This is a genomic window from Sphingomonas sp. AP28 (genome assembly GCF_056680455.1).
Genome location: NZ_CM155283.1, coordinates 3,462,394 through 3,489,059 on the forward strand (window position 1 = coordinate 3,462,394; position 26,666 = coordinate 3,489,059).

At 66.9% G+C, this 26,666-nt stretch carries 26 protein-coding genes and 1 pseudogene; 22 read left to right on the plus strand and 5 right to left on the minus strand.

The features are described 5' to 3' along the window. Positions 1–46: 46 nt before the first annotated feature. Complete coding sequence (locus AC1MH0_RS15895; protein ID WP_480963559.1) at positions 47–1,810, minus strand: fatty acyl-AMP ligase; 1,764 nt, start codon at positions 1,808–1,810, stop codon at positions 47–49. Between the two features lie 98 nt (positions 1,811–1,908). On the opposite strand from AC1MH0_RS15895, the gene AC1MH0_RS15900 reads away from it, so the two are divergent. The 5 genes and pseudogenes from AC1MH0_RS15900 to AC1MH0_RS15920 form a co-directional block, all read left to right on the plus strand. After that, positions 1,909–2,634: a regulatory protein RecX gene (locus tag AC1MH0_RS15900; RefSeq protein ID WP_480963560.1), complete on the plus strand. Its 726-nt coding sequence runs from the start codon at positions 1,909–1,911 to the stop codon at positions 2,632–2,634. Between the two features lie 93 nt (positions 2,635–2,727). Next, on the plus strand, positions 2,728–3,303 hold the full coding sequence (locus AC1MH0_RS15905; RefSeq protein WP_480963561.1) for a cold-shock protein: 576 nt from the start codon (positions 2,728–2,730) through the stop codon (positions 3,301–3,303). Positions 3,304–3,371: 68 nt separating this feature from the next. After that, the gene (locus AC1MH0_RS15910; RefSeq protein ID WP_480965765.1) at positions 3,372–3,797 is read left to right on the plus strand and encodes a DUF192 domain-containing protein; all 426 of its coding nucleotides are present in this window, start codon (positions 3,372–3,374) and stop codon (positions 3,795–3,797) included. Between the two features lie 451 nt (positions 3,798–4,248). Further along, positions 4,249–4,641: an NADH:ubiquinone oxidoreductase subunit NDUFA12 gene (locus tag AC1MH0_RS15915; protein ID WP_480963562.1), complete on the plus strand. Its 393-nt coding sequence runs from the start codon at positions 4,249–4,251 to the stop codon at positions 4,639–4,641. A 248-nt stretch (positions 4,642–4,889) separates the two neighbouring features. Next, positions 4,890–5,072: pseudogene (locus AC1MH0_RS15920) on the plus strand (DUF2155 domain-containing protein); the annotation flags it as partial. Positions 5,073–5,107: 35 nt separating this feature from the next. Here the strand turns inward: AC1MH0_RS15920 and aat are convergent. The 4 genes from aat to AC1MH0_RS15940 form a co-directional block, all read right to left on the minus strand. Continuing rightward, a complete protein-coding gene (gene aat / locus AC1MH0_RS15925; protein WP_480965766.1) occupies positions 5,108–5,779 on the minus strand; it encodes a leucyl/phenylalanyl-tRNA--protein transferase in 672 nt (223 codons plus the stop codon). A 74-nt stretch (positions 5,780–5,853) separates the two neighbouring features. Continuing rightward, positions 5,854–6,564, minus strand: a complete 711-nt coding sequence (locus AC1MH0_RS15930) for a ParA family protein (protein ID WP_480963563.1) — start codon at positions 6,562–6,564, stop codon at positions 5,854–5,856. 108 nt (positions 6,565–6,672) lie between these two features. Beyond that, positions 6,673–7,056, minus strand: a complete 384-nt coding sequence (locus AC1MH0_RS15935) for a hypothetical protein (RefSeq protein ID WP_480963564.1) — start codon at positions 7,054–7,056, stop codon at positions 6,673–6,675. A 110-nt stretch (positions 7,057–7,166) separates the two neighbouring features. Beyond that, the gene (locus AC1MH0_RS15940; RefSeq protein ID WP_480963565.1) at positions 7,167–7,337 is read right to left on the minus strand and encodes a hypothetical protein; all 171 of its coding nucleotides are present in this window, start codon (positions 7,335–7,337) and stop codon (positions 7,167–7,169) included. Between the two features lie 168 nt (positions 7,338–7,505). Between AC1MH0_RS15940 and AC1MH0_RS15945 the strand changes: the two genes are divergently transcribed. The 17 genes from AC1MH0_RS15945 (at position 7,506) to ftsA (ending at position 26,554) form a co-directional block, all read left to right on the plus strand. Next, a complete protein-coding gene (locus tag AC1MH0_RS15945; RefSeq protein WP_480963566.1) occupies positions 7,506–8,474 on the plus strand; it encodes a cysteine synthase A in 969 nt (322 codons plus the stop codon). 89 nt (positions 8,475–8,563) lie between these two features. Continuing rightward, positions 8,564–8,803, plus strand: a complete 240-nt coding sequence (locus AC1MH0_RS15950) for a hypothetical protein (RefSeq protein ID WP_480963567.1) — start codon at positions 8,564–8,566, stop codon at positions 8,801–8,803. Positions 8,804–9,239: 436 nt separating this feature from the next. Next, the gene (locus AC1MH0_RS15955; protein ID WP_235518592.1) at positions 9,240–9,767 is read left to right on the plus strand and encodes a division/cell wall cluster transcriptional repressor MraZ; all 528 of its coding nucleotides are present in this window, start codon (positions 9,240–9,242) and stop codon (positions 9,765–9,767) included. Next, positions 9,764–10,714, plus strand: a complete 951-nt coding sequence (rsmH, locus tag AC1MH0_RS15960; RefSeq protein WP_480963568.1) for a 16S rRNA (cytosine(1402)-N(4))-methyltransferase RsmH — start codon at positions 9,764–9,766, stop codon at positions 10,712–10,714. The genes AC1MH0_RS15955 and rsmH overlap by 4 nt, the downstream gene beginning before the upstream one ends. Then, entirely contained in the window at positions 10,711–11,400 is a 690-nt protein-coding gene (locus tag AC1MH0_RS15965; RefSeq protein WP_480963569.1) for a hypothetical protein, read from the plus strand. Before rsmH ends, AC1MH0_RS15965 begins: the two co-directional genes overlap by 4 nt. After that, complete coding sequence (locus AC1MH0_RS15970; protein WP_480963570.1) at positions 11,397–13,115, plus strand: peptidoglycan D,D-transpeptidase FtsI family protein; 1,719 nt, start codon at positions 11,397–11,399, stop codon at positions 13,113–13,115. The genes AC1MH0_RS15965 and AC1MH0_RS15970 overlap by 4 nt, the downstream gene beginning before the upstream one ends. 10 nt (positions 13,116–13,125) lie before the next feature. After that, positions 13,126–14,541: a UDP-N-acetylmuramoyl-L-alanyl-D-glutamate--2,6-diaminopimelate ligase gene (locus AC1MH0_RS15975; RefSeq protein WP_480963571.1), complete on the plus strand. Its 1,416-nt coding sequence runs from the start codon at positions 13,126–13,128 to the stop codon at positions 14,539–14,541. A 127-nt stretch (positions 14,542–14,668) separates the two neighbouring features. Next, positions 14,669–16,060: a UDP-N-acetylmuramoyl-tripeptide--D-alanyl-D-alanine ligase gene (locus AC1MH0_RS15980; protein ID WP_480963572.1), complete on the plus strand. Its 1,392-nt coding sequence runs from the start codon at positions 14,669–14,671 to the stop codon at positions 16,058–16,060. Continuing rightward, positions 16,061–17,131: a phospho-N-acetylmuramoyl-pentapeptide-transferase gene (gene mraY, locus AC1MH0_RS15985; RefSeq protein ID WP_056051331.1), complete on the plus strand. Its 1,071-nt coding sequence runs from the start codon at positions 16,061–16,063 to the stop codon at positions 17,129–17,131. After that, positions 17,128–18,504 (plus strand): UDP-N-acetylmuramoyl-L-alanine--D-glutamate ligase, encoded by a 1,377-nt coding sequence (gene murD, locus AC1MH0_RS15990; RefSeq protein WP_480963573.1) that lies wholly within the window; start codon positions 17,128–17,130, stop codon positions 18,502–18,504. Before mraY ends, murD begins: the two co-directional genes overlap by 4 nt. Positions 18,505–18,575: 71 nt before the next feature. Then, positions 18,576–19,757, plus strand: a complete 1,182-nt coding sequence (locus AC1MH0_RS15995) for an FtsW/RodA/SpoVE family cell cycle protein (RefSeq protein ID WP_480965767.1) — start codon at positions 18,576–18,578, stop codon at positions 19,755–19,757. Further along, positions 19,754–20,896 carry an undecaprenyldiphospho-muramoylpentapeptide beta-N-acetylglucosaminyltransferase gene (murG, locus tag AC1MH0_RS16000; RefSeq protein ID WP_480963574.1) on the plus strand — a complete coding sequence of 381 codons (1,143 nt, stop codon included), beginning with the start codon at positions 19,754–19,756 and terminating at the stop codon, positions 20,894–20,896. The genes AC1MH0_RS15995 and murG overlap by 4 nt, the downstream gene beginning before the upstream one ends. Next, on the plus strand, positions 20,893–22,311 hold the full coding sequence (murC, locus tag AC1MH0_RS16005) for a UDP-N-acetylmuramate--L-alanine ligase (RefSeq protein WP_480963575.1): 1,419 nt from the start codon (positions 20,893–20,895) through the stop codon (positions 22,309–22,311). Before murG ends, murC begins: the two co-directional genes overlap by 4 nt. 35 nt (positions 22,312–22,346) lie before the next feature. Next, the gene (murB, locus tag AC1MH0_RS16010) at positions 22,347–23,384 is read left to right on the plus strand and encodes a UDP-N-acetylmuramate dehydrogenase (RefSeq protein WP_480965768.1); all 1,038 of its coding nucleotides are present in this window, start codon (positions 22,347–22,349) and stop codon (positions 23,382–23,384) included. Next, a complete protein-coding gene (locus AC1MH0_RS16015) occupies positions 23,381–24,319 on the plus strand; it encodes a D-alanine--D-alanine ligase (protein WP_480963576.1) in 939 nt (312 codons plus the stop codon). The genes murB and AC1MH0_RS16015 overlap by 4 nt, the downstream gene beginning before the upstream one ends. Beyond that, the gene (locus tag AC1MH0_RS16020) at positions 24,316–25,290 is read left to right on the plus strand and encodes a cell division protein FtsQ/DivIB (protein WP_107952166.1); all 975 of its coding nucleotides are present in this window, start codon (positions 24,316–24,318) and stop codon (positions 25,288–25,290) included. The genes AC1MH0_RS16015 and AC1MH0_RS16020 overlap by 4 nt, the downstream gene beginning before the upstream one ends. Position 25,291: 1 nt before the next feature. Beyond that, the gene (gene ftsA, locus AC1MH0_RS16025) at positions 25,292–26,554 is read left to right on the plus strand and encodes a cell division protein FtsA (RefSeq protein WP_056051322.1); all 1,263 of its coding nucleotides are present in this window, start codon (positions 25,292–25,294) and stop codon (positions 26,552–26,554) included. The last annotated feature ends 112 nt before the right edge of the window (positions 26,555–26,666 follow it).

Below are 26,666 nucleotides of genomic sequence, written 5' to 3' on the forward strand. Positions count from 1 at the left end.
ATGTCAGCGGCGGTGCGGCCCCGGCCGGCCACACCGGGGCGGAGACTCAGGCGGCGATATCGTAGGGCTTGATGTCGCCGCTGAGGTACAGGTTGCGGGCTTTCGCGCGGCTGAGCTTGCCCGACGACGTGCGCGGCAAGGTGCGCGGCGGGATCAGTTCGATCAGGCAGTTCATCCCCGTCACCGAACGGACGCGCTCGCGGATCTCGTCGCGCAGGCGTAGGCGTTCGGCTTCGTCGGAGCTGCGGCACTGGACCAATACGGCGGGGGTTTCCTCGCCGCCGGGCGTCGTGATCGCGAACGCGGCGATGTCGCCGGCCTTGAAGCCCGGAAGCTGTTCCACCGCCCATTCGATGTCCTGCGGCCAGTGGTTCTTGCCGTTGACGATGATCATGTCCTTGGCACGGCCGACGATGTAGATGTAGCCGTCCGACATATAGCCCATGTCGCCGGTATCGAGCCAACCGTCGGACATGCAAGCGTCGGTCGCAGCGTCGTCGCGGAAGTAGCCGACCATCACCGACTTGCCCTTGCACCAGACCTTGCCGATCGCGCGCTCGGGGAGGGGGGTACCGTCCTCCTCGCGGATTTCGATCTTCATGTCGCGAACGGGCATGCCGCAGTTGACGATCGCGCGATACCGCTGAGGGCGGTCACCGCCGCGGCTGCCACCGGAGAGCTGGGTTTCCTCGACGAGTTCGACGCGGATACCTTCGCCCGGCGGCATCAGCGAGACGGCAAGTGTCGCCTCCGCGAGACCGTAGCTCGGCAAGAACGCGCTGGCCTTGAAGCCCGCGTCCGCGAACGCGTCGACGAACGACTGCATCACGTCGGGGCGGATCATGTCGGCGCCGTTGCCCGCCACGCGCCAGCGCGACAGGTCGAAGCGGTCGCTCGCCTTGGTCTGGCTCGACATGCGGCGCGCGCAGATATCGTAGCCGAAGGTCGGCGAATAGCTGAGCGTCGTGCCGGTGTTGCGGCTGATGAGATCGAGCCAGGCGAGCGGACGACGCGCAAAATCCTCGGTCTTCAGATAATCGGTCGAGACCTGGTTGGCGATCGGCGACAGGAAGCAGCCGACCAGCCCCATGTCGTGATACCAGGGCAGCCACGAGACACAGCGATCGGTGTCGCAGACCTCCATGCCGTGGCTGTGCGCGGCGAGGTTGTTGAGCAGCGCTGCGTGCGTGATGACGACGCCGTGCGGGAAGCGCGTCGAGCCGCTCGAATATTGCAGGTACGCGATATCGTCGGGCTTGGCCTCGGGCAGCGTTACCACGGGGGCCTCGCGCGTCGCGAACTCGGACCAATCGATCCCGACGGTGCCCGACAGGCGCGCCGCCTCACCCGCCATCTGTGCTAGCTCTGGCGGAAAGATCAGCATCTTCGGATCGCAGCTCGCAAGCTGGACGCGGAGCTGTTCGATGTATGAATCGCGGCCGCCGAACGAGGTCGGCAGCGGTAGCGGGACGGGCCATGCGCCGGCGTAGACCACGCCGAAGAACAGCGCGGCGAACTCGGGGCCGGTCTCGGCGACGAGCGCGATGCGGTCGGCGGGTGCGACACCGGCGGCAATCAGGCGATCGGCCATCGCACGGGCGTCGGTACGGAGTTGCGAATAGGGGTAGGGTTGCGACAATGTGCCGCGGGCATCGTGGAAATTAAGCCCACGGTTACCGGTTGCAGCGTAATCCAGTGCTTCGCCCAGGGTGCCGAAGTCGGCGAAGCGGCGCGGCAGGGCGTCTTCGGTCGGCGTTGCAACGATTGCCGCTGCGGTCGTGACGTCCTTGTTGGCCGTGTCGGTCGTCATCGCAGTTCCTGCCTTGCTCCGTCGCGGCGCTCGAACGCACCACGCCTATCTTCAGTCTAGCCGTTCAACTTCGGGTGCCAGTGTGGCACAATGATGGCGTGACCGATGATAGCCACAGCGAAAGCAACGCGTTTCCCCCGTCGCTGGATGCCGGCGACCAGGAAAACGGCGAGTCCGGCGGCGACGGCGACAGCGGCGGCGGCGGCGGGGCGACGCGGCGTGGCGGCAAGAGCTGGGGCAAAGGCGGTGGAAAGGGCGGCGGCAAGGAGCGCAACAGGGAGCGGACGCGCGAGCGTCCTGCGCCGAAACCGCTCGATGTGGCGGCGCTCGAGCAGATGGCGCTGCGTTATGTCGAGCGGTTCGCGACGACCCGGGGGCGGCTGACCGACTATCTCAAGCGCAAGATCCGCGAGCGAGGGTGGGACGGGGGCAGCGGCGCGGTGCTCGCCGAGCCCGGCGAACTGGCCCAGCGCATGGCCGATCTCGGCTATGTCGACGACCGCGCCTTCGCCGAGCAACGGGCTGCTGGGATGCAGCGACGCGGACTGGGCGCGCGGCGGGTTGCCGGGGCGTTTCGCGAGGCTGGCATCGACGAGGGTGACGCGGAGTCCGTCGCGCCGGCAATCGCCGATCGCGGGGTCGAATCGGCGCTCGCCTTTGCTCGGCGCAAGCGAATCGGTCCGTATGGCAATGGCGACGGTGACCGGAAGCTCCATGAGAAACAGCTCGCGGCGATGCTCCGGGCGGGTCATCGGTTCGATCTCGCGCGCAAAATTGTTGCTGCACCGCCGTCCGACACGCCCGAATCGATGGATTTCGACTGAGAGCTGTAACGGATTCATTGCGACTGCGACGAACCGTGCTAGCAAGGCGGTCAGGGGTGTAACGATGCGTAACGACACGCAGCAGGTGCTGACATGCCGGTAGAGGTGGGGCCAGTGGAAGCGGGAACGACGACGCTCGACGGTGTTGGCGGCCTGGAAACGCGCGCGATCAGCGGCGTCATCAAATGGTTCGACGTCACGCGTGGGTTCGGCTTCGCGGTGGCGGACGACGAGACTGTCGGCGATATCCTCGTCCACTTCTCCGTCCTGCAACCGCATGGCCGCCGCAGCCTTCCCGAGGGTGCGCGCGTCGAGACGTTGTCGGTGCAACGCGGTCGCGGGTTCCAGGCGCGCGAGATCGTCTCGATCGACCTGACCAACGCGGTCGAGGAGCCGGTCCGGGCGCCAATATCGCCCGACCGGGTCGATCCGATCGCGATGATCGACGCGGCAGGTCCGTTCGAGGCGGCATCGGTGAAGTGGTTCAATCGTTTGAAGGGCTATGGTTTCCTGGTACGGGGCACCGATGGCAGCGACATCTTCGTCCACATGGAAACGCTGCGCCGCGCCGGGATCGAGACGGTCGAGCCCGACCAGCCGCTTCGCGCGCGCGTGGTCGAAGGGCGTAAAGGGCCGCTTGCCGTCGCGGTCGAAGAGGATCTTGGATGAGTTTCGTTGCGAAGGCCGCGTTGGCCGGGATGTTGGCGCTGGGCGTCGGCGCCGGGGGTGTCGCGTACATGAATAGCGGGCCCGACACAGATGCGGCGGAGGACGGCACGTTGCCGCTGACGATCAAGAGCGCGAACGGGACGCATGCGTTCAGGGTCGAGAGCGCGAAGACGGAAGCCGAGCAGGCGCGCGGACTGATGTTCCGCACCGACCTGAAGCCCGATCGCGGGATGCTGTTCTGGCCATATCCCGCGACGGGCGGTGGCCCCGTGGTGGCGAACTTCTGGATGAAGAACACGCCGAGCTCGCTGGATATCGTCTACATTCGCGCGGACGGTACGATCGCCCGGATCGCGGAGAATGCGGTGCCGTTCTCGGAAGCGCCGATCCCGTCGGGGGAGCCGGTCGGGGCGGTGCTGGAGTTGATGGGCGGCCGGGCTGCGGAACTCGGAATCGCCGAGGGCGATCTGGTGACGTGGGACAAGGCGGAGTAGGCGCGCGAATCACTCGACCAATTACACCTCCCCGGCGTCGGCCGGGGCCCAATTGGAAAGGTCGCTGTAACGGCGGACAGCGCTTCATTGGCGACGTTACCCAATTGGGCCCCGGCCTTCGCCGGGGTGGAATATTTGGTTAGCCGGCGCTTCCAGCCACGTGTTTCCCCGCGAAGGCGGGGACCCAGACTGGGCTCTCGCCTTCGCGGGCGATCAAGGGACGACGGTTGCATCCAACGCGGAACGGACGTCTCGGGGGAGCGCCGCGACGATCCTCCCCCGCCAGGGGGAGGTGGCAGGCGTCAGCCTGACGGAGGGGGAGGCCCGCGACACGTTCGGTTCCGTGTCCTCCGTCGCCCTTGGCGCCACCTCCCCCTTGCGGGGGAGGATCAGCAGTCCTTCTCCCATCATCGAGGTTGAAGCCCGCCCCTACTCGGGTTAAGCGCCAGCCATGGGCTTTCTCGCATCGACTTTCACGTGGTGGAACGGCGCCACCCTCGGCACCAAATTCGGCTTGCGCAGCATGGCGAAGATGGGTGAGGACGTGCTGGGCAACGTCTATTACCAGGGTGGCAAGGACACGTCGGGCAACCCGCGCCGCTGGGTGATCTACCAGGGCGCGACCGACGCGAGCCGCGTCCCGCCGGCGTGGTTCAGCTGGCTGCATCACCAGGTCGACGACGTGCCCGACCGCGCGCTGCCGCCGGTCCGTGCGTGGCAGAAGCCCGCCGTGCCCAATATGACCGGTACCGCGCTCGCCTATCGTCCGGCCGGTGCGCTCGAAAAGGGTGGTCATCGTGCCGCCGCTACCGGCGATTACGAAGCCTGGACGCCCGAAGGGTGATCATGCGCTGGCTCGCCGCGGCCGTGTTGGTCGTGGCGTTGGCAGTGGGCGGCTGGTTCGGATACCGCGCGCTCACCGCGCCCGCGACGAAGGTGGCCGCGGTCCAGCAGGACCTGCCTGGCGCTGACGAGAAGGGCAATTCCTCGATCGAGACGATCGACACCGCCACCGCCGCGATCGCCAATGGCGGCACGCCGATGGCGCAGCGCGTCGCGGTGCTAGGCCTGCTCAACAAGCGTAATGGCGAAATGCACGAAGTGCGGCTGAAGCCAGGACAGGCGACTCGCATGGGCGACGTCGTGCTGCGATTGCGCGCGTGCGAACAGACTGCGCCGTGGGAGCAGGAGCAACTGACCGGTGCGTTCGTGCAGGTGCTGGTGCGCGGCGTCGACCGGCATTGGCGGCGGACGTTTTCGGGGTGGCTGTACAAGGAACGCCCCGCGCTGAACGCGGTGCAGCATCCGATCTACGACGTCTGGACCAAGAGCTGCGCGATGACTTTCCCGGGGACCGGACCGGATACCGCTCCCGACGCGGAAGCCTTGCCCGCCAAGCGATCGAGCGCGCGGAAGTCGCCGGCCGCTCCAGAGACCCCAACGGCGGACGAGAGCTTAAGCGCGCCTTCGAGCGACGCGCCCAGCAACGCGACGTAATCCGCCCGGTCGATCTCGATCGCGCCGAGCGAGGCGAGGTGCGAGGTCTGGAACTGGCAGTCGAGCAGCGTGAACCCACCGGCTCTCAGCCGCGCGACGAGGTGCGCGAGTGCGACTTTCGAGGCGTCGGTGGCGCGGCTCACCATGCTTTCGCCAAAGAACGCGCGGCCGAGCGACAGGCCATAGAGCCCGCCGACGAGCTTGCCACCGTCCCAGCATTCGACCGAATGCGCGAATCCCATCGCGTGCAGCGTCTGGAAGACGCGCTCGATGCCGTCGTTGATCCACGTCTCCGGGCGGCCCTCGACGCTTTCGGCGCACAGTTGCACGATCCGCTCGAACGCGGTGTCGACGGTGACCTGGAACCGGTCGGCGGCGATCGTCTTCCTGAGCGAGCGCGAGAGCTGGAAGCCGTCGAGCGGGAGGACGGCGCGGCGGCGCGGCTCGACCCAGTACACGCTGGCGGCATCGCGGCTGTCGGCCATCGGGAACACGCCGACCGAATAGGCGCCCAGCACCAGTTGCGGGTCCAGCGCGTTCTTCGGGTCGAGCAGTTCGCTCACGCTGCGAGCCGGTGTTCGATCCGGCGCCAGAGATCGGCGAACGCCTGCGCGGCGGCGGACTTCGGCGCGAACACGCCGACCGGTGCGCGCTTGACCGCCATCGACTCGATCCCGCTTGCCATCGGGATCGCCGGCCAGTCGGGGTGGCGGGCCAGCGCCTCGGCGTGCAGCGCGCGACGCTTGTCGACCATCACGTGGACCGGGAGCAGAGGCGTGCGGCCGCCCAAATGCTGGACCACCGCGTCGTATGCGCGGGTCGACAGCGGCGAGGGGATGACGGGGATGACGATGAGATCGGCGGCGCGCATCACCTGGTCCGCGGTCTCGGTGAGCCCCGGCGGGCAATCGAGGATCACGCGGTCATAGGCGGCAAGTTCGGACAGGAGCTTGGCGAGCCGCTTCTTCTTGTCCATCTCGTGGAATAGCTGGTCGAGCCCGCGCAGCGACGCGTCGGCGGCGATCAGGTCGAGATGGCGGTAGGCGGTCGGCCGCGCCTGTCTGGCGACCGCGACGTCCTTCGAGAACATCGCCTGCGCTTGGTCGGCCTTGCCGGGTCCCCCCAACACCCACGTGGACGCCGCCTGCGGGTCGAGATCCCAGAGCAGCGTGCGGCGCGCCGACAAGGTCGCGGCGCACCACGCCAGATTCACCGAAAGCGTCGTCTTCCCGACGCCACCCTTGAGGCTGTAGATCGCAACGGTTGCCATCAGACTAGCGTGCCGGTCCGCGGCGGCGAGGGCAAGGGTGCGCCAGGCAAAGAAAAACGGCCGGGGGAGGATCCACCGGCCGTTTCGTCATTCGTAAACGTCGAAAACTTACGCGTGGCAGATCTGCGCGGACTTGCCCGGCGCGGTCAGCGTGACGCTCGATTCGTCACCGGTCATCGACCAGCCGCCCTCGGCGGTCTTGGGCGAACCGGCGACCTCCGACTTCAGCGTCGTCGCGGGGCCGTCCTTCTTGGTCTTGACCACCGCCTGCTTGTCGCCCTCGAAGAACGTCACGTAGAGCAGGCTGTTGTCCTTGCAGCGCAGCGTCTTCTCGGACTTGATCGCGGGCGGCAGTTCGACCGGCGCGGCGTTGGCGAGCGTGTTCGCCATCGGATCGGGATTGCTGTCCAGCACTTCGGGCGAAGCGGGCTTGGAGTTGCAGGCAGCCAGCACGAGCAGCGCGGCGACGGCGGTCATGGGGAGGATTTTCATAGCGGAACCTCGCTTCGCGCATGCAGCATGGAGCGTCAAGGCTTATGGTTTACGGTACTATCGCCGAGCGACGAAGCGGGCCGAAGGAATGCCGTACGGGACTTGGCCGCTCATTCGCCGAACGGACCGCCTTGTCTGGCCACGTCGCCGTTGGCATGGATCCGGTCCTCGATCGTCGCCAGCGGTGTCGAGATTTGCGCGGCGATCAGCGTATCGCCGAGCGTCTCCATCAGGTCGGATGCTTCCGTCATCAACGCCCAGGCGAGCCGATACTGTTCCACGATCCTGCTCCAATTATTTTCGCGTCTTTAACATGGATCATACTTTGGAAGGAATGAACCGCGAATGAAAAATAATGTTATCTGCTGTAGGCAATGCCCGTCCGGCGATTTAACGGCGCAAACTTTCGCTCGCTTGCTCACAGCGGGGCACGGCGCCACATAGCGGTGATGCACACGACATCTGATACGCTCGCCCTGATCGGCAACACGCCACTCGTTCGCCTGAGAGGTCCCAGCGAGGCGACCGGCTGCGATATCTTCGGCAAGTGCGAATATGCCAACCCCGGCGCGTCGGTGAAGGATCGTGCGGCGCTGTTCATCGTCGAGGACGCGGAGCAGCGCGGACTGCTCCAGCCGGGCGGGACGATCGTCGAGGGCACGGCGGGCAATACCGGAATCGGGCTCGCGCTGGTCGCCAATGCGAAGGGCTACAAGACCATCATCGTCATGCCCGAGACGCAGAGCCGCGAAAAGATGGATACGTTGCGCGCGCTCGGCGCCGAACTGGTGCTGGTACCGGCCGCGGCATTCTCGTCGCCATGCCATTTCGTCCACACGTCGCGACGGATCGCGGAAGAGACGCCGGGCGCGATCTGGGCGAACCAGTTCGACAATACCGCCAATCGTCGCGCGCATATCGTCGGTACCGCGGAAGAGATCTGGGAACAGATGGAAGGGCGAGTCGACGGCTTCACCTGCGCGGCAGGGACTGGCGGGACGATCGCCGGGGTCGGGCTGGGGCTGAAGGCGAAGGACGAGACCGTCTGCATCGCCCTCACCGATCCGCACGGCGCGGCGCTGTATAACTATTACGCACATGGCGAGTTGAAGGCGGAAGGGTCTTCGGTCGCCGAGGGGATCGGGCAGGGGCGCATCACCGCCAATCTAGAGGGTGCGCCGATCGATACGCAGTTCCGGATCTCCGATGCCGACGGCTATGCCTGGGTCCGGCAGTTGCTCGACGAGGAAGGGTTGTGCCTTGGCCTCTCGTCGGGGATCAACGTGGCTGGCGCGGTAGCGCTGGCGAAGCATCTGGGCCCCGGCAAGCGGATCGCGACGATCCTGTGCGACACCGGATTCCGCTATCTTTCAACGCTGTACGACCCCGACTGGCGTCAGGCCAAGGGTCTGGCTTGAGCGGTCCGGTTCCCGAGAATCGACAAAAGCGCGGCAGTCGGGTATCGAGGTGGGGCAAGATGAAGTCACCTCACGAACCCACACAGACCATGCAGCGCATCAAGGTCGGCATGATCGGCCTCGCTGCCGTCGTGCTGCTGATCGGTCTCGCCAGCGCGATTATCGGTTCGACGAATCGTGAGCGGCCGGTCGTCACTGCGGGCGCGGCGCAGGCGGACGTGGTGGCGAACATGGGTGTTTCGAACGTAACGGAAGCCGCCGGGGCGGGTGAACCGCTGGCGGAGATGGGCGTCGCGCCGAGCGCGAACGCGCAGTCGCCCGCGCAGTAATCGTCAGCAAATACCGCACTGCCTTGCTCCCCTCCCTGAAAGGGAGGGGCTGGGGGTGGGTCGGTTTCCGCACATTCGAACGCGGGTGGCTCTAACAGGCCAACCCACCCCCGACCCCTCCCTTTCAGGGATGGGCGAACGTGGCGCTCCGATGCGGTCTAACGGTCGTAGCTTTCCCCCGCAGAACGAGTGCGTCTTTCTAGCGCATCCCGTTATTTCCCCAGCGCTGACCGCCACCCGTTCCCGGTCACATCCAATTCGCGCGCAAATCCCCCCGGACTGAGCGTCGAAACCGGCGTCAAATCCGTCCAATCCCCAAAAATCCCGTTGCGTCCCCGAAGCGCTATGGTAGATGGAGGTTAATACAGGGGCATTTTCATCGTTCGCTGAAACGCGGTCGAAACGTAGCGATGGCTGCTTTTCGAGGCGGTGAAGCGTGCGCGCCAGTTCGAAGGGTTTTGGCGTGTCGGTACGGGGTCGCTATCAAGGAGACGGTATCGGCCTTGTCGACGACAAGGGCCGGGTAGCCATCCCCTCGGCACTCCGCACGATGCTCTCGGCAAATGCGCCCAAGGCAAACGGCAAGGACGGCGGGACCATCATCATCGGCGCGCATCAGAAGAATCGCTGCCTGGTCGCGTATGATCCCGGTTACGTCGACATCCTCGCCGAGCGCCTCGATCGCCGCGAATCCGAGAATCCTGCCGAGAACGGCGAGTACGACTACAACATCAAGCGCGCCGCCGCGTCCGGCGAAGCGGTGCCGTTCGACGGCTCCGGTCGCTTCATCATGCCTGCGTTCCCGCGCTTCTATGCGGGCATCAAGGGCCATGCGTTCTTCTACGGCGTGCTCGACTACATCGAGATCTGGGACCCCGCGACGCTGATCGCCACCGACGGCATGCCCCCCGTCGTCAAGGAGATGGCGCGCTTCTACATGGCCGAGAAGGGGGTGCAGCTGTGAGTTCCCCCGACGCACCGCACATTCCCGTCCTGCTCGACGAAGTCCTCGCTGCGCTTTCCCCTGAGCCCGGCGAGACGATGGTCGACGGCACGTTCGGCGCGGGCGGCTATACGCTGGCGTTGCTCAAGTCGGGCGCGCGGATCGTCGCGTTCGATCGCGATCCAGACGCGATCGCCAATGGTCGCGCGATGGAAGAGGCCGAAGAAGGCCTGACGCTGATCGCCGCGGACTTCTCGGCGATGGCGTCCGAACTCGAAGCGCGCGGCCTCGCGCCGGTGGACGGCGTCACGCTCGATATCGGCGTGTCGTCGATGCAGCTCGACCAAGCCGAGCGCGGCTTCTCGTTCCAGTCGGATGGCCCGCTCGACATGCGGATGGCGCAGGCCGGCATGTCGGCGGCGGACTTCGTCAACGAGGCGGACGAGAACGAGATCGCCGACGTGCTGTATCAGTACGGCGACGAGCCCAAGTCGCGTCGCGTGGCCCGCGCGATCGTCGCGGCGCGCCCGCTGACGCGGACCGGCGAGCTGGCGCACATCGTCCGCCGCGCGCTCGGCTACAAGGCGCACGACAAGAAGGACCCCGCGACGCGCGCGTTCCAGGCGATCCGGATCCACGTGAACCGCGAGCTTGGCGAACTCGCCGACGGGCTGCTGGCGGCCGAACGCGTGCTCAAGCCCGGTGGCCGGCTCGCGATCGTGACGTTCCACAGCCTCGAGGACCGGATGGTGAAGCGCTTCCTGCGCACGCGGTCCGGGGGCTCTCCTTCAGGTTCGCGTCATCTTCCGCAGGTGAAAGCCGTTGCGGAACCTAGTTTTTCTCATGTCGGCCGCGGTGTTCGCGCCGGCGAGGCCGAGATCGCACGCAACCCGCGGGCGCGCTCGGCGACATTACGGACGGCGCGGCGGACCTCCGCGCAACCCTGGACGGAAGAGGTGACGACATGACGGCGGCGTATCGGATGAAGGGTGTGGGCTGGTTCGGGGGCTGCGTGGCCGTCGTGCTCGGTTTCTACCTCGTGTCGCTGCAGGTCGCCGCCGAGCGCAAGAAGCTGGAGGCGGTCAATGGTCAGATCCGCTCGGCGCAGCGCGACATCCGCGCGCTGGAGACCGAGTTCGACACGCGCGGCAATCTGGCGCAGCTCGAGCGCTGGAACGGCGATACGCTGGCACTGTCGGCACCGACCGCGGGCCAGTTCGTCGTGAGCGAGGCCGCGCTCGCGGCGCTCGACGTCAACAGCATGCGCGCGGACGGGGTCCAGACCGCCGCGCTGCTCGTGCCGTCGGGGGCGGGGTCCGTCGTCTCCACGTCGATCGTGCCGGTGACCGCTGCTCCTGCCGTGGTGAAGCTTGCTCCGGTGCAGATGGCGCAGGTTAGCGCACCGCGCGCGATGAACGTCGCGATCCAGGCTGCGTCGAAGACCGCGCTCAAGCCGGTCGTGATCCGCGCGTCGGTGTCGACGCCGCGCTCGGCCGAGGCCGCACTCGTCCGCGCTGCCAAGACAGAGCGCCTCGCTGCCGTCGCCAAGGTCCGTCCGCAGGCGGTGGCGATGCTCGACCGCAAGCTCCTGTCCGACACGACGCTGGGTGACATCATGAGCGGCGCCCGCTCCGAGAGCCGTAAGCGGCGGTGACCGCCTTGGTCGCCCGGCCCGTCTCGCAGCAACGTAGCGCCAACCAGCGTCATGCACTGGTGGCGACGGCGCACACGCGCCTGATGATGCTGATGTTCCTGTTCGGAGCAGCGGTGCTGGTGGTGGTCGGGCGGCTCGGGATGCTGGCGGTGCAGGCGTCGCTCGCCGATCCGCAGGCGCGCTCGGCGGCGATCGCGGCGCGGGGCGATATCGTCGATCGCAACGGCGCGCCGCTCGCGCGGACGATCGATGCGTGGACGATCGCGGTGCACCCGAAGAAGCTGATCGGCGATCCGACCGAGATCGCCAGCAAGCTTGCCGCGCTGATGCCCGAGGCGGGCGACCAGGCGCATTATTATGCGCTGCTGACGTCGGGCAAGAGCTTCATCTATCTCCAGCGGCGCGCGTCGCCGGCGCTGGTCGAGCAGGTCAACGCGATTGGCGAGCCCGCGATCGTGTTCGATCGCGATACGCAGCGGCTGTACCCACAGTCGACGATGGCGGCGCATGCGCTCGGCTTCTTGTCGACCGCGGGCTACGGCATGAGCGGCATGGAGCGCGTGCTCGACGAGCGGCTGACCAATCCCGCGCTCAACGGCACGCCGGTCGCGCTGTCGCTCGACAATCGCGTCCAGGCGGCGATGGAGAGCGAACTCGGCCGCGCGATGACCACGTTTTCCGCGCGAGGGGCGGGCGGCATCGTCCTCGACGTGGCGACCGGCGAAGTGATCGCGATGGTGTCGCTGCCGACCTTCAACCCCAACCGCGTCGGCATGTCGGGCAGCGAACAGCTCCGCAACATCACGACGCAGAGCGTGTTCGAGCTTGGCTCTACGTTCAAGCCGATCACGATGGCGACCGCGATGGATACGGGCGTGGTGACCTCGTTTGCGCGGCGCTTTGATGCGACGCATCCGCTCCAGGTCGGCCGCTTCACGATCCACGACGAGCGCGGCGATCCGAAGCGCTGGCTGAACATGGCTGAGACGCTGATCTACTCGTCCAACATCGCCACCGCACGTGTGGCCGACGAGGTCGGGCCGGCGAAGATGCAGGCGATGTTCAAGAAGCTCGGCTTCGATACCAAGCCCGATATCGAACTGCGCGAAAAGGGCCGTCCGTTGTGGCCGAAATACTGGGCGCGCACGACGACGATGACCACCGCGTATGGCCACGGCATCGCGGTGACTCCGCTGCATCTGGCGAGCGCGTATGCGGCGCTGGTCAATGGCGGGATTTGGCGGCCGGCGACGTTGCTGAAGGTGGCGCCGGGGCACGCGGTTGCCGGTCGTCGTGTCATCAGCGAGCAGACGAGTGCGCGGATGCGGCAGATGCTGCGGCTGATCGTGCAGCGTGGTACGGGGCGCAAGGGCGATGCGCCGGGCTACCGTGTCGGCGGCAAGACCGGGACGGCCGAGGCGGCGGTCTCGGGTGGCTACGACCATTCGCGCAACGTCGCGACGTTTGCCGCGGCGTTCCCGATGGATGCGCCACGCTATGTCGTGCTGGCGATGCTCGATTCACCGCTCGGGACCAAGGAAACCGCCGGGTGGAAGACCGCGGCATGGAATACCGCGCCGGTGGTCGGCCGGACGATCTCGCGCGTCGGGGCGATCCTGGGCGTCGTGCCCGACGCGCACCGCGACATCGACGTGTCTGACATCCTGCCGACTTTGTGGCAGGACCCGTCGCGTACACAGCCGACCGGGCAATGAGGACTATTGCATGAAACTCGCAGCGCTGACCGACGGGACGGAAGAGGCGCAGGTGACGGGGTTCGCGATCGATCACCGCAAGGTCGCGCCGGGCACGGTGTTCGGCGCGTTCGAAGGCGCGCGCGTGAATGGCGAGGATTTTATCGAGGACGCGATCCGCTCTGGGGCGATCGCGGTGGTGGCGCGGCCGGGACTGACGGTCGAGGGCGCGACGTACATTGCCGACGACAATCCCCGGGAGCGGTTCGCGCAACTGGCCGCGAAGTTCTTCGCGCCATTTCCCGAGACGTCGGTGGCGATCACCGGCACCAACGGGAAGACGTCGTGCGTCGAGATGACCCGGCAGCTTTGGCGGATGGCGGGGTTTCATGCGGCGTCGATCGGTACGCTGGGGGTTACGACGGCGGACGAGCGGGTTACGACCGGGCTGACGACGCCTGACGTGGTGACGTTCCTGTCGAACGTGGCGGGGCTCGCGCGTGAGGGCGTCACGCATCTGGCGTTCGAGGCGTCGAGCCACGGGCTGACGCAGTATCGGACCGAGGGGCTCAAGGTTACCGCCGCGGCGTTCACGAACCTCAGTCGCGACCATCTCGACTATCACGGCGACATGGCGGCGTATTTCACCGCCAAGATCCGGTTGTTCTCCGAAGTGCTGTCGACGGACGGCGCGGCGGTGGTGTGGGCGGATGATCCGCAATCGGCGCGGGTGATCGACTTGGCACGCGAGCGCGGCAATCGGCTGATCACGGTCGGGACGCAGGGCGAGACTTTGCGGCTGGTCGGGCGCGATCCGACCTTGCTGGGGCAGGGGCTGACGATCGAGGCGGAGGGGCAGACGTACAAGGTCACCTTGCCGCTGATCGGCGCGTACCAGGCGGCGAATGCGCTGGTATCTGCTGGGCTGGTGATTGCGACCGGGGGCGATGTGGCGGCAACGATCGCCAACCTCGCGCGCCTGCAACCGGTCCGCGGGCGGCTGGAACGCGCGGTGATCGCGAAGTCGGGTGCGCCGGTTTACGTCGACTATGCTCACACCCCCGACGCGTTGGAAGCAGCAATTGCTGCGCTCAAGCCGCACGCTGGTGGCAAGCTGATCGTGGTGTTCGGAGCAGGCGGCGATCGCGATACCGGCAAGCGCGAAACCATGGGGCAGGTCGCGGTGCAACACGCCGACCGCGTTATCGTCACCGACGACAATCCGCGGACCGAGGACGCTCGGGCGATCCGCTGCGACGTCCTGAAGGGTGCGCGCGGGGCTGAGGAAATCGGCGACCGGCGGGCGGCGATCGGGGCCGCTGTGCGCGAGGCTGGGCCCGAGGATATCGTGCTGATCGCCGGCAAGGGGCATGAGCAGGGGCAGATCGTCGGCGACATGGTGCTGCCGTTCGATGATGTGACCGTCGCGCGGGAGTGCGCGGCGTGAAGGGCACGGCATCGTCATTCCCCTCCCGCTTGCGGGAGGGGCTAGGGGAGGGCGCGACGTACGTACTGGCGTCCGCTCTATTTGATCAGCCCCTCCCCCGACCCCTCCCGCAAGCGGGAGGGGAGCAGTGAGCTTGTGGACTTCCGCGGAGATCGCTGTCGCTACCGGCGGCGTGGCGTCTGGTGACTTCTCTGTCACCGGCGTTGCGTTCGACTCGCGTGAGGTTGGCCCCGGTGACTTGTTCGTGGCGATGAAGGGCGAGGCGAGCGATGGGCACCTGTTCCTCGACCAGGCCTTCGCACAGGGCGCGGCGGGGGCGATTGTGTCCGAGCCTTGCGACCATCCGCACGTGCTCGTGGCGGACAGTTTTGCCGCATTGAACGCGCTTGGCGACGCTAGCCGTGCACGCTCGTCCGCCAAGATCATCGGTGTCACCGGTTCCGTGGGGAAGACCAGCGCCAAGGAAGCGCTGTTCGCGTGCCTCGACCGTGCATCCCCCGGCGAAGTGCACCGCTCGGTCAAGAGCTACAATAACCACACCGGAGTCCCGCTCAGCCTTGCCCGGATGCCGCGCGACGCGAAGTTCGGCGTGTTCGAGATGGGGATGAACCACGCCGGCGAACTCGCCGAGCTGACCCAGCTCGTGCGGCCGCACATCGCGATGATCACTGCGATCGCGCCTGCGCATACCGCGTTCTTTCCCGACGAGTGCGCGATCGCCGATGCCAAGGGGGAAATATTTGCCGGGCTCGAACCGGACGGGACTGCGATCGTGCCCTATGACAGCCCGCACCGCGATCGGCTGCTCGGCCACGCCGCGCCGCACGCCGATCATATCGTGACGTTCGGCAGCGAAAAAGGCGCCGATGTCCGCGCGATCGAGGCGATGCGGCTGCCGACTGGCGGGACGTTCGTCACTGCGCGGATGGGGCAGGGGGCGGAGCACGAGCTGAGCTTCACGATCGCGCAGCCCGGCGCGCACTGGGTGTCCAATGCGCTCGGCGTGCTGGCGTGCGTGCAGGCAGCGGGGAGCGATCTCGGGCTGGCCGGGCTTGCGCTGGCCGAACTTGGTGGTCTGCAAGGTCGCGGTGCACGGTCGCTGGTCACCGTTGGCGAAGGCCAGGCGCTGGTGATCGACGAGAGCTACAATGCCAACCCTGCATCGATGCGCGCTACGCTCAGCGTCCTTGGCCATGAACCCGGCCGCCACATCGCGGTACTCGGCGAAATGCGCGAACTGGGCGAGGGCTCCGACGACTATCACGCCGCCCTCGCCGAGCCGATACTCGCCGCGCGCGTCGAAATGGCGCTGCTCGTCGGTGAAGCGATGGCGCCGTTAGCGCAGGTGCTTGAGGGACAGATCGAAACCGTCCATGTGGGCGACGCTGCGGCAGCGCTCGCGTCGTTACGGACGATCCTGGCGCCGGGCGATGTCGTGCTCGTCAAGGGATCGAACGGGGTAGGCCTCGCTCGCGTCGTAGCGGGTCTCCAGGCTGGCCTCAAAGGCGGGATTAACTGAATGTTGTACTGGCTCGCCGAGCATCTGGGGTTTCCCGGCCTGCTGAACCTCATCCGTTACCAGACGGTGCGGACCGGGGGTGCGGTCGCGACCGCCTTGATCATCGGCCTGATAATCGGGCCGAAGTTCATCGGCTGGTTGCGGGTGCGGCAGGGCAAGGGCCAGCCGATCCGCGCCGACGGCCCGCAGTCGCACCTGTCGAAGCGTGGCACGCCGACGATGGGCGGGCTGATGATCCTGACCTCGATGTGCCTCGCCATCTTCCTGTGGATGGACCTGAGCAACCCGTATGTCTGGGCTTGCCTGTTCGTGACGCTCGGCTTCGGCACGATCGGGTTCCTCGACGACTATGACAAGGTGCGCAAGGCGAGCACCGCGGGGATCAGCGGGCGGACGCGGTTGCTGCTCGAGTTCATCATCGCCGGTGTCGCCGCGACGATCATCATGTCGCAGAACGGGCCGCATCTGTATTTGCCGTTCACGTCGCGCATGTACCTCGATCTCGGCTGGTTCTTCCCGGTGTTCGCGGCGTTCACGATCGTGTCGTTCGGCAATGCGGTGAACCTCACGGACGGGCTCGACGGTCTGGCGACGATGCCGGTGATCATTGCCAGCGTCGCGTTCATGGTGATCGTGTATCTGGTCGGGAACGTGAAGTTCGCCGATTACCTCGGCATTCCGCATGTGCCGCGTGCTGGTGAGTTGGCGATCTTCTGCGGGGCGATCGTCGGCGCGGGGCTCGCGTTCCTGTGGTTCAATGCGCCACCGGCGGCGGTGTTCATGGGTGATACCGGGTCGCTGGCTTTGGGCGGCGCGCTAGGAACGATCGCGGTCGTCGCGCATCACGAGATCGTGCTGGGGATCATTGGCGGGCTGTTCGTGATCGAGGCACTGTCGGTGATCATCCAGGTGTTCTTCTACAAGCGCACCGGCAAGCGCGTGTTCCGGATGGCCCCGATCCACCATCATTTCGAGCAGCTCGGCTGGGCCGAGGCCACGGTGGTGATCCGTTTCTGGATCATCGCGCTGGTGCTCGCGCTGGTCGGCCTGTCGACGTTGAAGCTGCGGTGATTGTTGCGCAGGCCTGGCGCGGGAAACGCTATGCGGTGCTTGGACTGGCGCGGTCTGGGGCTGCGACTGTGCGGGCGTTGGTGGCTGGCGGGGCGCAGGTCGTTGCGTGGGACTCCGACGAGGTGAAGCGCGCTGTCTTCACTCCCTCTCCCCTGCGGGGAGAGGGTTGGGGTGAGGGGCAGCCCAGCAGTGCTGCGCCTGGAACGGCCCCTCACCCAACCCTCTCCCCGGAGGGGAGAGGGCTTTTAGAAGTGGCGCGGCTTGACGATCTCTCGGGCTTCGCCGCTTTGGTCGTGTCGCCGGGAGTGCCGTTGAAGACGCACCCGCTTGCCGCCGCGGCGCGCGTGGCCGGCGTGCCCGTCATCGGCGACATCGAACTCTTCGCACAGGCCCGCGCAGACCTCCCCCCGCACAAGGTCGTCGGCATCACCGGCACCAACGGCAAGTCCACCACCACCGCGCTTGTCCACCACATCCTCAAGACCGCCGGCGTCCCCACACTGATGGGCGGCAACATCGGCCTGCCGATCCTCGAACAGGAAGCGCTCCCCGAGGGCGGCGTCTACGTGCTCGAACTGTCGAGCTACCAGATCGACCTGACGCAGACGCTCGATTGCGACGTCGCGGTGCTGCTCAACATCACGCCGGATCATCTCGACCGGTACGACGGCTTCGAAGGCTATGCGGCCTCGAAGGCGCGGCTGTTCGCGATGCAATCGCCCGAGCATGACGCGGTCATCGGCATCGGCGATGCGCCGTCCACGCAGATCGCGCGCGGGCTGTCGGCGAAGGGCGAGCACATCACCAAGATCGCCCCGGGCGTGTGCATGGATCAGAGCAGCTGGCCGACGCTCCAGGGCCCGCATAACGCCCAGAACGCGCTCGCCGCAATCGCCGTCGCCAAGGCGCTGGGCGTAAGCGAGGTCGACATCGACCGCGGCCTGACGAGCTTCACCGGCTTGCCGCACCGGATGGAGCAGATCGCCTCGTACGCCGGCGTCGCCTATGTCGACGACAGCAAGGCGACCAATCCCGAGAGCACCGCGCCTGCACTTGCCGCGTTCGACCGGGTTCACTGGATCGTCGGTGGGCGCGCGAAGGGCGACGACCTCGACGCCTGCAAGCCCGCCTTCGGCCACGTCGTCCACGCCTACACGATTGGCGAGGCTGGCCCGAAATTCGCTGAAATCCTGAAAGATTCCATGCCCGTCGAGAACGTCGACACGCTCGACGCTGCCGTCCGAGCCGCCGCCGCAAACGCCAAGCCGGGCGACACTGTTTTGTTATCCCCCGCCTGTGCTAGCTTCGACCAGTTTCGCGATTACGAAGCGCGCGGGGCCGCGTTCCGCGCCGCGGTGGAGTCGCTCGCATGACCGATATCCACGCTGGAAGGATCGACGTTAGGGGCGATATGGGCACACCGAAGACCAGCATCGTCGCCAAGATGAAACGGCGCGGCGGGCGGGGCGATCAGTCGCCGCTCGGCACGTGGTTCTGGGATATTGACCGGATGCTGCTGCTGCTGACGCTGTTCCTGATCGCGATCGGGCTGATCGCGGTCGCGGCGGCGTCGCCGGCGAGTGCGGTCCGCTATTCGGGCGAGCACCACAAAATCACGCCGCTCTATTATTTCTGGCGACAGTTGATGTGGGTCGGCGTGTCGCTCCCCGTGCTGTTCGGCGTGTCGATGATGCCCGTCTCGATGGCGCGGCGGATGGCGATCGGCGGGTGTGCGCTGTTCGTGCTGATGCTGATGGTGACGCCGTTTATCGGGGTCGAGGCGAACGGCGCACGCCGCTGGCTCGGTGTCGGGTTCGCACAGTTCCAGCCCTCGGAGTTCCTGAAACCGCTGTTCATCGTCACGGTCGCGTGGCTGTTGTCGTTACGCGCGAAGGATGCCGAGCTGCCGACCGTGCTGATCACCGGCGCGATGACCGCGGGCGTCGCGGTGCTGCTGATGCTGCAACCCGATTTCGGCCAGACGATCATCTTCTGCTCGGTCTGGATGGCGCTGCTGATGATCGCGGGGACGCCGGCCAAGGTGATGCTCGGCCTCGTCGCTATGGCGCCGGCGGGGCTGATCGCTGCGTATGTCTTCTACGGCGTGGCGCGGTCGCGGATCGATGCGTTCCTGTTTCCGGGTGTCGAGGGTGAGGGCGCGGGCGATCACTTCCAGACGAATGCGGCGCATAATACGCTGACCGCGGGGGGCTGGACCGGGACGGGGCCAGGCGCGGGTGCGGCGAAGTTCGGGCTGCCCGAGGCGCATACCGACTATATCTTCTCTGTGATTGGCGAGGAATTCGGGTTGATCGCGTGCTCGGTGATCGCGGTGATTTTCCTCGCGATCGTCGTCCGCGTGTTCGTCAAGCTGCTGGACGAGCAGGACGAATTCAAATTGCTCGCGTCCGCCGGCCTTGCGACGCAGTTCGGTGCGCAGGCGCTGGTGAGCATGGCGGTGAACACGGGGCTCGCGCCATCGAAGGGTATGACGCTGCCGTTCATCAGCTATGGCGGGTCGTCGATGATCGCGTTGTCGGTCGGCATGGGGTTGCTGCTGGCGTTTACCCGGCGCAATCCGTTTCTCACGCGGAGCCCCTATGTCGTCCGCTGGAGTGGTGAATGAGTAAGCATTACGTCCTCGCAGCCGGTGGCACGGGTGGACACATGGTCCCGGCAGCGGCGCTCGCGGCTGAACTGACCAAGCGCGGCCACCGTGTCGCGCTCGTCAGCGATGCGCGCGGCGTGCGGTTTCCGGGGCTGTTCGAGCATATCCAGACGCATGTCCTGCCGGCTGGGCGCTTTACCGGCGGGCCGCTCGGCTGGGCTCGGGCCACGCGGGAGATGTGGCGCGGGCGGGCGATGGCGCGCGAGCTGTACCGGACGTTCAAGCCCGCCGCGGTGATCGGGTTTGGCGGATACCCTGCATTGCCGGCGTTGCTGGCGGCGTTCGCGGACAAGATCCCGACTGCGGTGCACGAGCAGAACGCGGTGCTGGGACGCGTGAACCGCTTCGTCGCGGGGCGCGTGGACGCGATCGCGACCTCGTCCGAGCCGACCGAGCGCCTCGCGCCGAAGCTGCTGGGCAAGGCGCATCTGGTCGGCAATCCGGTGCGCGAGGCGGTGCTGGCGCTGCGTTCGCGGCCGTATCCGCTGCTAGAGGAGGACGGGATCTTCCGTGTGCTCGTGACCGGCGGGAGCCAGGGGGCGAGCATCCTGTCTCAGGTCGTGCCCGACGGTCTGGCGATGCTCCCGGTGACGTTTCGGCGGCGGTTGCAGGTGACGCATCAGGCGCGGATCGAGGATATCGATGCGGTGCGCGCGAAGTATGCCGAGCATCATATCCCGGCTGAGCTGGCGACGTATCTGCCCGATATGCCCGAGCAACTGGCGTGGGCGCATCTGGTTATCGCGCGCGCGGGCGCTTCGACGATTTCGGAACTGACCGCGGCGGGGCGGCCGGCTATTTTGGTGCCGCTGCCGGGCGCGACCGACGATCATCAGACCGTGAACGCGCGCGAGATCACGCGGGCGGGCGGCGCGCGGACGATCGCGCAGGGAGATTTTACCGCAGTGGAACTGGCCAAGCAGATGCAGAAACTCGGGCTCGATCCGGCGGCGTTGCAGAATGCGGCGGGCCGCGCGCGGAGTTGCGGGCGGCCGAACGCGGCGAGCGATCTGGCCGATCTGGTCGAGAGCCTCGACGCGCCATTGTCGCGGATCCCGGTCGGCGCGCCCTCGAAGCCCAAGGCGCAGTTCGCATGAAGGGCGTCGCAACGGATATCGGCACGATCCACTTCGTCGGCATCGGCGGGATCGGCATGTCGGGCATCGCCGAGGTGATGAAGAACCTCGGCTACCGCGTGCAGGGCTCTGACGTGGCCGAGGGTTATGTCGTGCAGGGCTTGCGCGACAAGGGCATCCCGGTGGCGATCGGTCACGCCGCGTCGAACATCGGCGACGCCGCGGTGGTGGTCGTGTCGACCGCGATCGTGCGCTCGAACCCCGAGGTCGAGGCGGCGTTGAACGCACGCGTGCCCGTGGTGCGGCGGGCTGAGATGCTGGCGGAACTGATGCGGTTGAAGTCGACCGTTGCGGTGGCGGGCACGCATGGCAAGACGACGACGACGTCGATGGTCGCGGCGCTGCTCGATGCGGGCGGGGTCGATCCGACGGTCATCAATGGCGGGATCATCAACTCGTACGGCTCGAATGCGCGACTGGGCGCGAGCGACTGGATGGTCGTGGAAGCGGACGAGAGCGACGGCAGCTTCCTGCGGCTCGACGGCACGATCGCGGTCGTCACCAACATCGATCCCGAGCATCTCGATCATTACGGCTCGTTCGACGCGGTGAAGGATGCGTTCGTCGAGTTCGTCGAGAACGTGCCGTTCTATGGCGCGGCGCTGCTGTGTCTCGATCATCCGGAGGTGCAGGGGATCCTGCCGCGGGTGCGCGATCGTCGGGTCGTGACGTACGGTTTTTCGGCGCAGGCGGACGTGCGCGGCGTCGAGGTTACGCCGATCCCGGGCGGCAATCGCTTCGATTGCGTGGTGCGCGAGCGCGACGGCGCGACGCGGACGATTGCGGGAATTGAGATGCCGATGCCGGGTCGGCACAATGTGCAGAACGCGCTGGCGGCGATTGGCGTGGCGCTGGAGCTCGGGATCGCGGATGCGACGATCCAGCAGGGGTTCGCCAAGTTCGGTGGCGTGAAGCGGCGCTTCACCAAGGTCGGCGAAGTGGCTGGTGTCACGATCATCGACGATTACGGGCATCACCCGGTCGAGATCCGCGCTGTGCTGGCGGCGGCTCGCGAGAGCGTGAAGGGTCGTGTGATCGCGGTCGTGCAACCGCACCGCTATTCGCGGCTCGGCAATCTGATGGAGGATTTCCAGACCGCGTTCAACGACGCGGATCGCGTGCTGGTGACGCCGGTTTATGCGGCGGGCGAGGCGCCTGTGGAGGGCGTTGATGCGGCGGCTTTGGTCGAGGGGTTGAAGCGGCGCGGGCACCGGTTCGCGGGTGTGGTCGCGGATGCCGACGCGCTGGCGGTGGAGTTGGCGGCGACGATCGAGGCTGATGACATGGTCGTGTGCCTCGGTGCTGGCGATATCACGAAGTGGGCGGCCGGGTTGGCCGACGCAATCGCCGCAGAGCGCGCGAAGGTGCTGGCGTGAGTTCTGCTGCACCTTGTGTCCCCGCGAAGGCGGGGATCCAGACTGGGCTCCCGCCTTCGCGGGAGAACATCAGGGGTAAGGTCGAAGTTGGTGGTTCGCTCGCCGACTTCATCTGGTTTCGGACTGGTGGGCCGGCCGAATTGCTGGTGCGGCCTGCGGATGTCGAGGATTTGGCGGAGTTGCTGAAGACCCTCGACCCCTCGACTTCAGTGCTGCCGGTTGGTGTAGGCTCGAACCTGATCGTGCGCGATGGCGGCGTGCCGGGGGTCGTTGTGCGATTGCCTAAGGCTATGGCGAAGGTTTCGGTTGAGGACGGCCGCGTTCGTGCGGGTGCGGGGGCGATGGGGATTACCGTGGCCAGTGCCGCGCGGGATGCTGGGATTGCCGGGCTTGAGTTTCTGCGTGGGATTCCGGGTACTGTTGGTGGTGCGGTTCGGATGAACGCGGGTGCTTATGGCCGTGATGTCAGCGATATTCTGGTCGAGGCTACGGTGGTTACGCGGGAGGGTTCGGTCGAGACTTGGTCCGCCGAGAAGCTCGGTTTCACCTATCGCCATTCGGACCTGCCCGCAGGCGCCGTCGTGGTCGAGGCAGTATTCTCCGGCACGCCCGGCGAGCCTGCCCTGATCGGTGCGGAGATGGACCGGATCGCGGCGGAGCGCGAGGCTTCGCAGCCGCTGCGTTCGCGCACCGGGGGGTCGACGTTCAAGAATCCCGAGGGGTACAAGGCGTGGGCGTTGATCGACGCGGCCGGGTGTCGGGGGCTGACTCGCGGTGATGCGCAGGTCAGCGAGAAGCATTGTAATTTCCTGCTGAACCTCGGGTCCGCGTCGAGTGCGGAGATCGAGGCGCTGGGTGAAGAGGTACGGGATAGAGTGAAGGCGCATTCGGGGGTGACGTTGGAATGGGAAATCCAGCGGGTTGGCATCGCTGCTCCCTCTCCCCTGCGAGGAGAGGGGCGGGGTGAGGGGCAGCCAAGCAGTGCTGCGCCCGCGCTCTCTACCAGCGATGCGGCCGGTGATGGCGGGCGCCCACCCCTCGGTCCCCTCCCGCATGCGGGAGGGGAGGCATGACGGCGGCTCTTCACATCGCAGTCCTCATGGGTGGCTGGTCGGCGGAGCGTGAGGTCTCGCTTATGTCGGGTAATGGCTGTGCGGACGCGCTTGAGTCGCTTGGGCACCGGGTCACGCGGATCGATATGGGGCGGGATGTTGCTGCGAAGCTGGCCGAGGCTCAGCCCGACCTCGTGTTCAATGCACTGCATGGGACGCCTGGTGAGGATGGTTCTGTGCAAGGGCTGCTCGACCTGATGGGCCTGCGCTACACCCATTCGGGTCTCGCTACGTCTGTGATCGCGATCGATAAGGTGCTGACTAAGCTGCTCCTCGTCCCTGCTGGCATCCCGATGCCGGGTGGGCGGATCGTCAAGTCCGCCGACCTGTTCGAAAGCGATCCGATGGCGCGGCCGTATGTGTTGAAGCCGGTCAACGAGGGCTCCTCGGTCGGCGTGGCGATCGTCACCGACAGCGGCAATTACGGAAATCCGATCGCGCGCGACAGCGTTGGGCCGTGGGGCGAGTTCGAGGAATTGCTCGCCGAACCCTATATCCGTGGGCGTGAACTGACGACCGCTGTGCTCGGCGGCAAGGCGCTCGGCGTGACCGAGTTGAAGCCCAAGAGCGGCTGGTACGACTACGACGCGAAATACACCGATGGGATGACGGTGCACGTCTGCCCGGCGGAGATCCCCGACGAGATCACCGACGCCTGCAAGAGCCTCGCGCTCGAAGCGCACCGGTTGCTCGGCTGCAAGGGCGCGTCGCGGTCCGATTTCCGCTGGGATGACGAGCGCGGCGTCGACGGGCTGTTCCTGCTCGAGGTGAATACGCAGCCGGGGATGACGCCGCTGAGCCTCGTGCCCGAGCAGGCACGGCATATCGGCATGAGCTATGCCGAGCTGGTCCAGGCGATCGTCGACGAAGCGCTTCAGGACCATCCTTCTCCATGAGCCGCACGATCAAGCGCGGTCCGCCGCCCAAGCGGCCCGCCCCGCGCCGGAAGGTCGCGGTCAAGAAGGTGTCGGTGATGGACCGGCTGGTCGGGATGCTCCCGGTCAGCGAGGACACGCTCCGGAAAATCGCGACGTGGTCGATTCTGGGCGCGGGCGGTGCGGTGGCGATCGCGGCGGCGACGTGGGTCGGCATCCCGGGGATGATCGGCGCGGCGGTGGCCGAGGGTGCCGGGCGCGCCGGCTTCAAGGTCGAGCAGATCGAGGTGACGGGCCTCAAGCGGATGGACCGGATGTCGGTCTATGCGGTCGCGCTGGAGGACAAGCAGAACCAGACGTCGATGCTGTCGGTCGATCTGGAGGCGGTGCGGCAGAAGCTGCTGCGCTATGGCTGGATCGCGGACGCGCATGTCTCGCGGCGGCTGCCCAACACAATGCTGGTCGATATCGTCGAGCGAACCCCCGCCGCAGTGTGGCAGGACAATGGCCAGCTCACGCTGATCGATTCGTCGGGCGTGCTGCTGGAGCCGGTCCAGCCGGATGCGATCCCGAATCTGCCGCTGGTGATCGGGCCGGGCGCGGATCGGCAGGAGGCGTCGTACCAGACGCTGCTCGCCGCCGCGCCGGCGCTGAAGCCACGCGTGAAGGCGGCGACGTGGGTCGGCAATCGGCGCTGGGACCTGACGTTCGAGAGCGGCGAGACGTTGGCGCTGCCGGAAGACGGCGCGCCGCGCGCGCTGGTGAAGTTCGCCGAACTGGATGGGGCGAGGCCGCTGCTGGGGCGCGGCTGGATCCGGTTCGACATGCGCGATCCGACCAAGCTGGTCGCGCGCAAGCCGGGCGCGAGCCTGGCGCACAGCGTCGACGTGCCGGCACCTGCCAGCGCGGGGGCAAGCGCGCCGGCGGCGGGCGAGACTACGAATACTCCGTCGCAAACGGCGGGCGCGAACGTAACGGGCGGGGAGGGATGACATGGCGAAGGTGGCACCGGAAGGGCTGATCACGGCGCTCGATATCGGGTCGTCGAAGGTTTCGGCGATGATCGCGCAGAAGGGGGACGGCGGCGAGCTGATCGTGCTCGGCACCGGCCAGCGCGAGAGCCGCGGCGTCAAGCGCGGCTATATCGCGGACATGGCGACGACCGAGGCGGCGGTGCGCGAGGCGGTCGAGCAGGCCGAGCGGATTGCCGGCATCAACATCGAGAATGTCTGGGTCGGGTTCTCGGCCGGCGGGCTCGTGTCCGATGTCGCCGAAGTCGAGTTCGAGCTGGGCGGCCACCGCGTCGAGCAGCAGGATATCGATGCGTTGCTCGCTGCCGGGCGCAACTCGATCGATCCGCAGGGCCGCATGGTGCTGCACGCGCAGCCAGCGCTATATACGCTCGACGGGCTGACGGGGGTGAAGACGCCGCTCGGTCTGCATGCCGATCGGCTCGGCGTGCACATCCATGTCGTCGCGGCGGACGGTTCGCCGGTGCGCAACCTCGATCTCTGCGTGCGGTCGGCGCATCTCGAAGTGAAGTCGATCATTGCCTCGCCGGTCGCGACGGGGCTCGCCTGTCTCAGCGACGAGGAGCGCGAGCTTGGCGTCGCTTTGGTCGAGATGGGGGCGGGGATTACTAACGTGTCGCTGTTCGCCGGCGGCATGCTGGTCGGGCTGACCTCGATCCCGATCGGTGCGCAGGACATTACCGACGACATCGCCAGCGCGTTCGGCACGCGGCGGCAGAATGCGGAGCGGATGAAGTGCTTCCACGGCTCGGCCAATGCGAGCCCCCGCGATAATCACGACATGATCCCGGTCATGCCGATCTCCGCCGAGGACGGCGCGGGCGAGGGGGCTCAGATCACCAAGGCGCAGCTGATCGGCGTGATCCGCCAGCGGCTCGAGCATCAGATGGGTGAAGTGCGCAACGCGCTCACCAAGCTGAAGTTCGAGGGGCCGGTCGGGCGTCAGGTCGTGCTGACCGGCGGCGGCGCGGAGCTCAAGGGCATCGCCGACTATGCGCAACAGGCGCTCGGGCGGTCGGTGCGGATCGGTCGACCGCGTGGTCTGACCGCGCTGCCGGAAGCGCATGGCGGACCGGCTTTCGCGACGCTAGCGGGGTTGGCCTTCTACGCGGCGACCAACCCGATCGACCTTCGCGGGCTCGCGCCGCAGCGGACGACGGTGCATCGGCCAAAGGGTATGGGCATGATGCGCAAGTTGATTCAGGCGGCACGCGCGAATTATTAAGAGTTTCGAGGGCGCTGGCGTTATTTCGGCTGGAACAGGCCGTGACGTTGGTGCACACAGATTAATCAGGGGCCCGGCCGTAGCGTATCTACCGGGTTGTGCGGAGAACGGC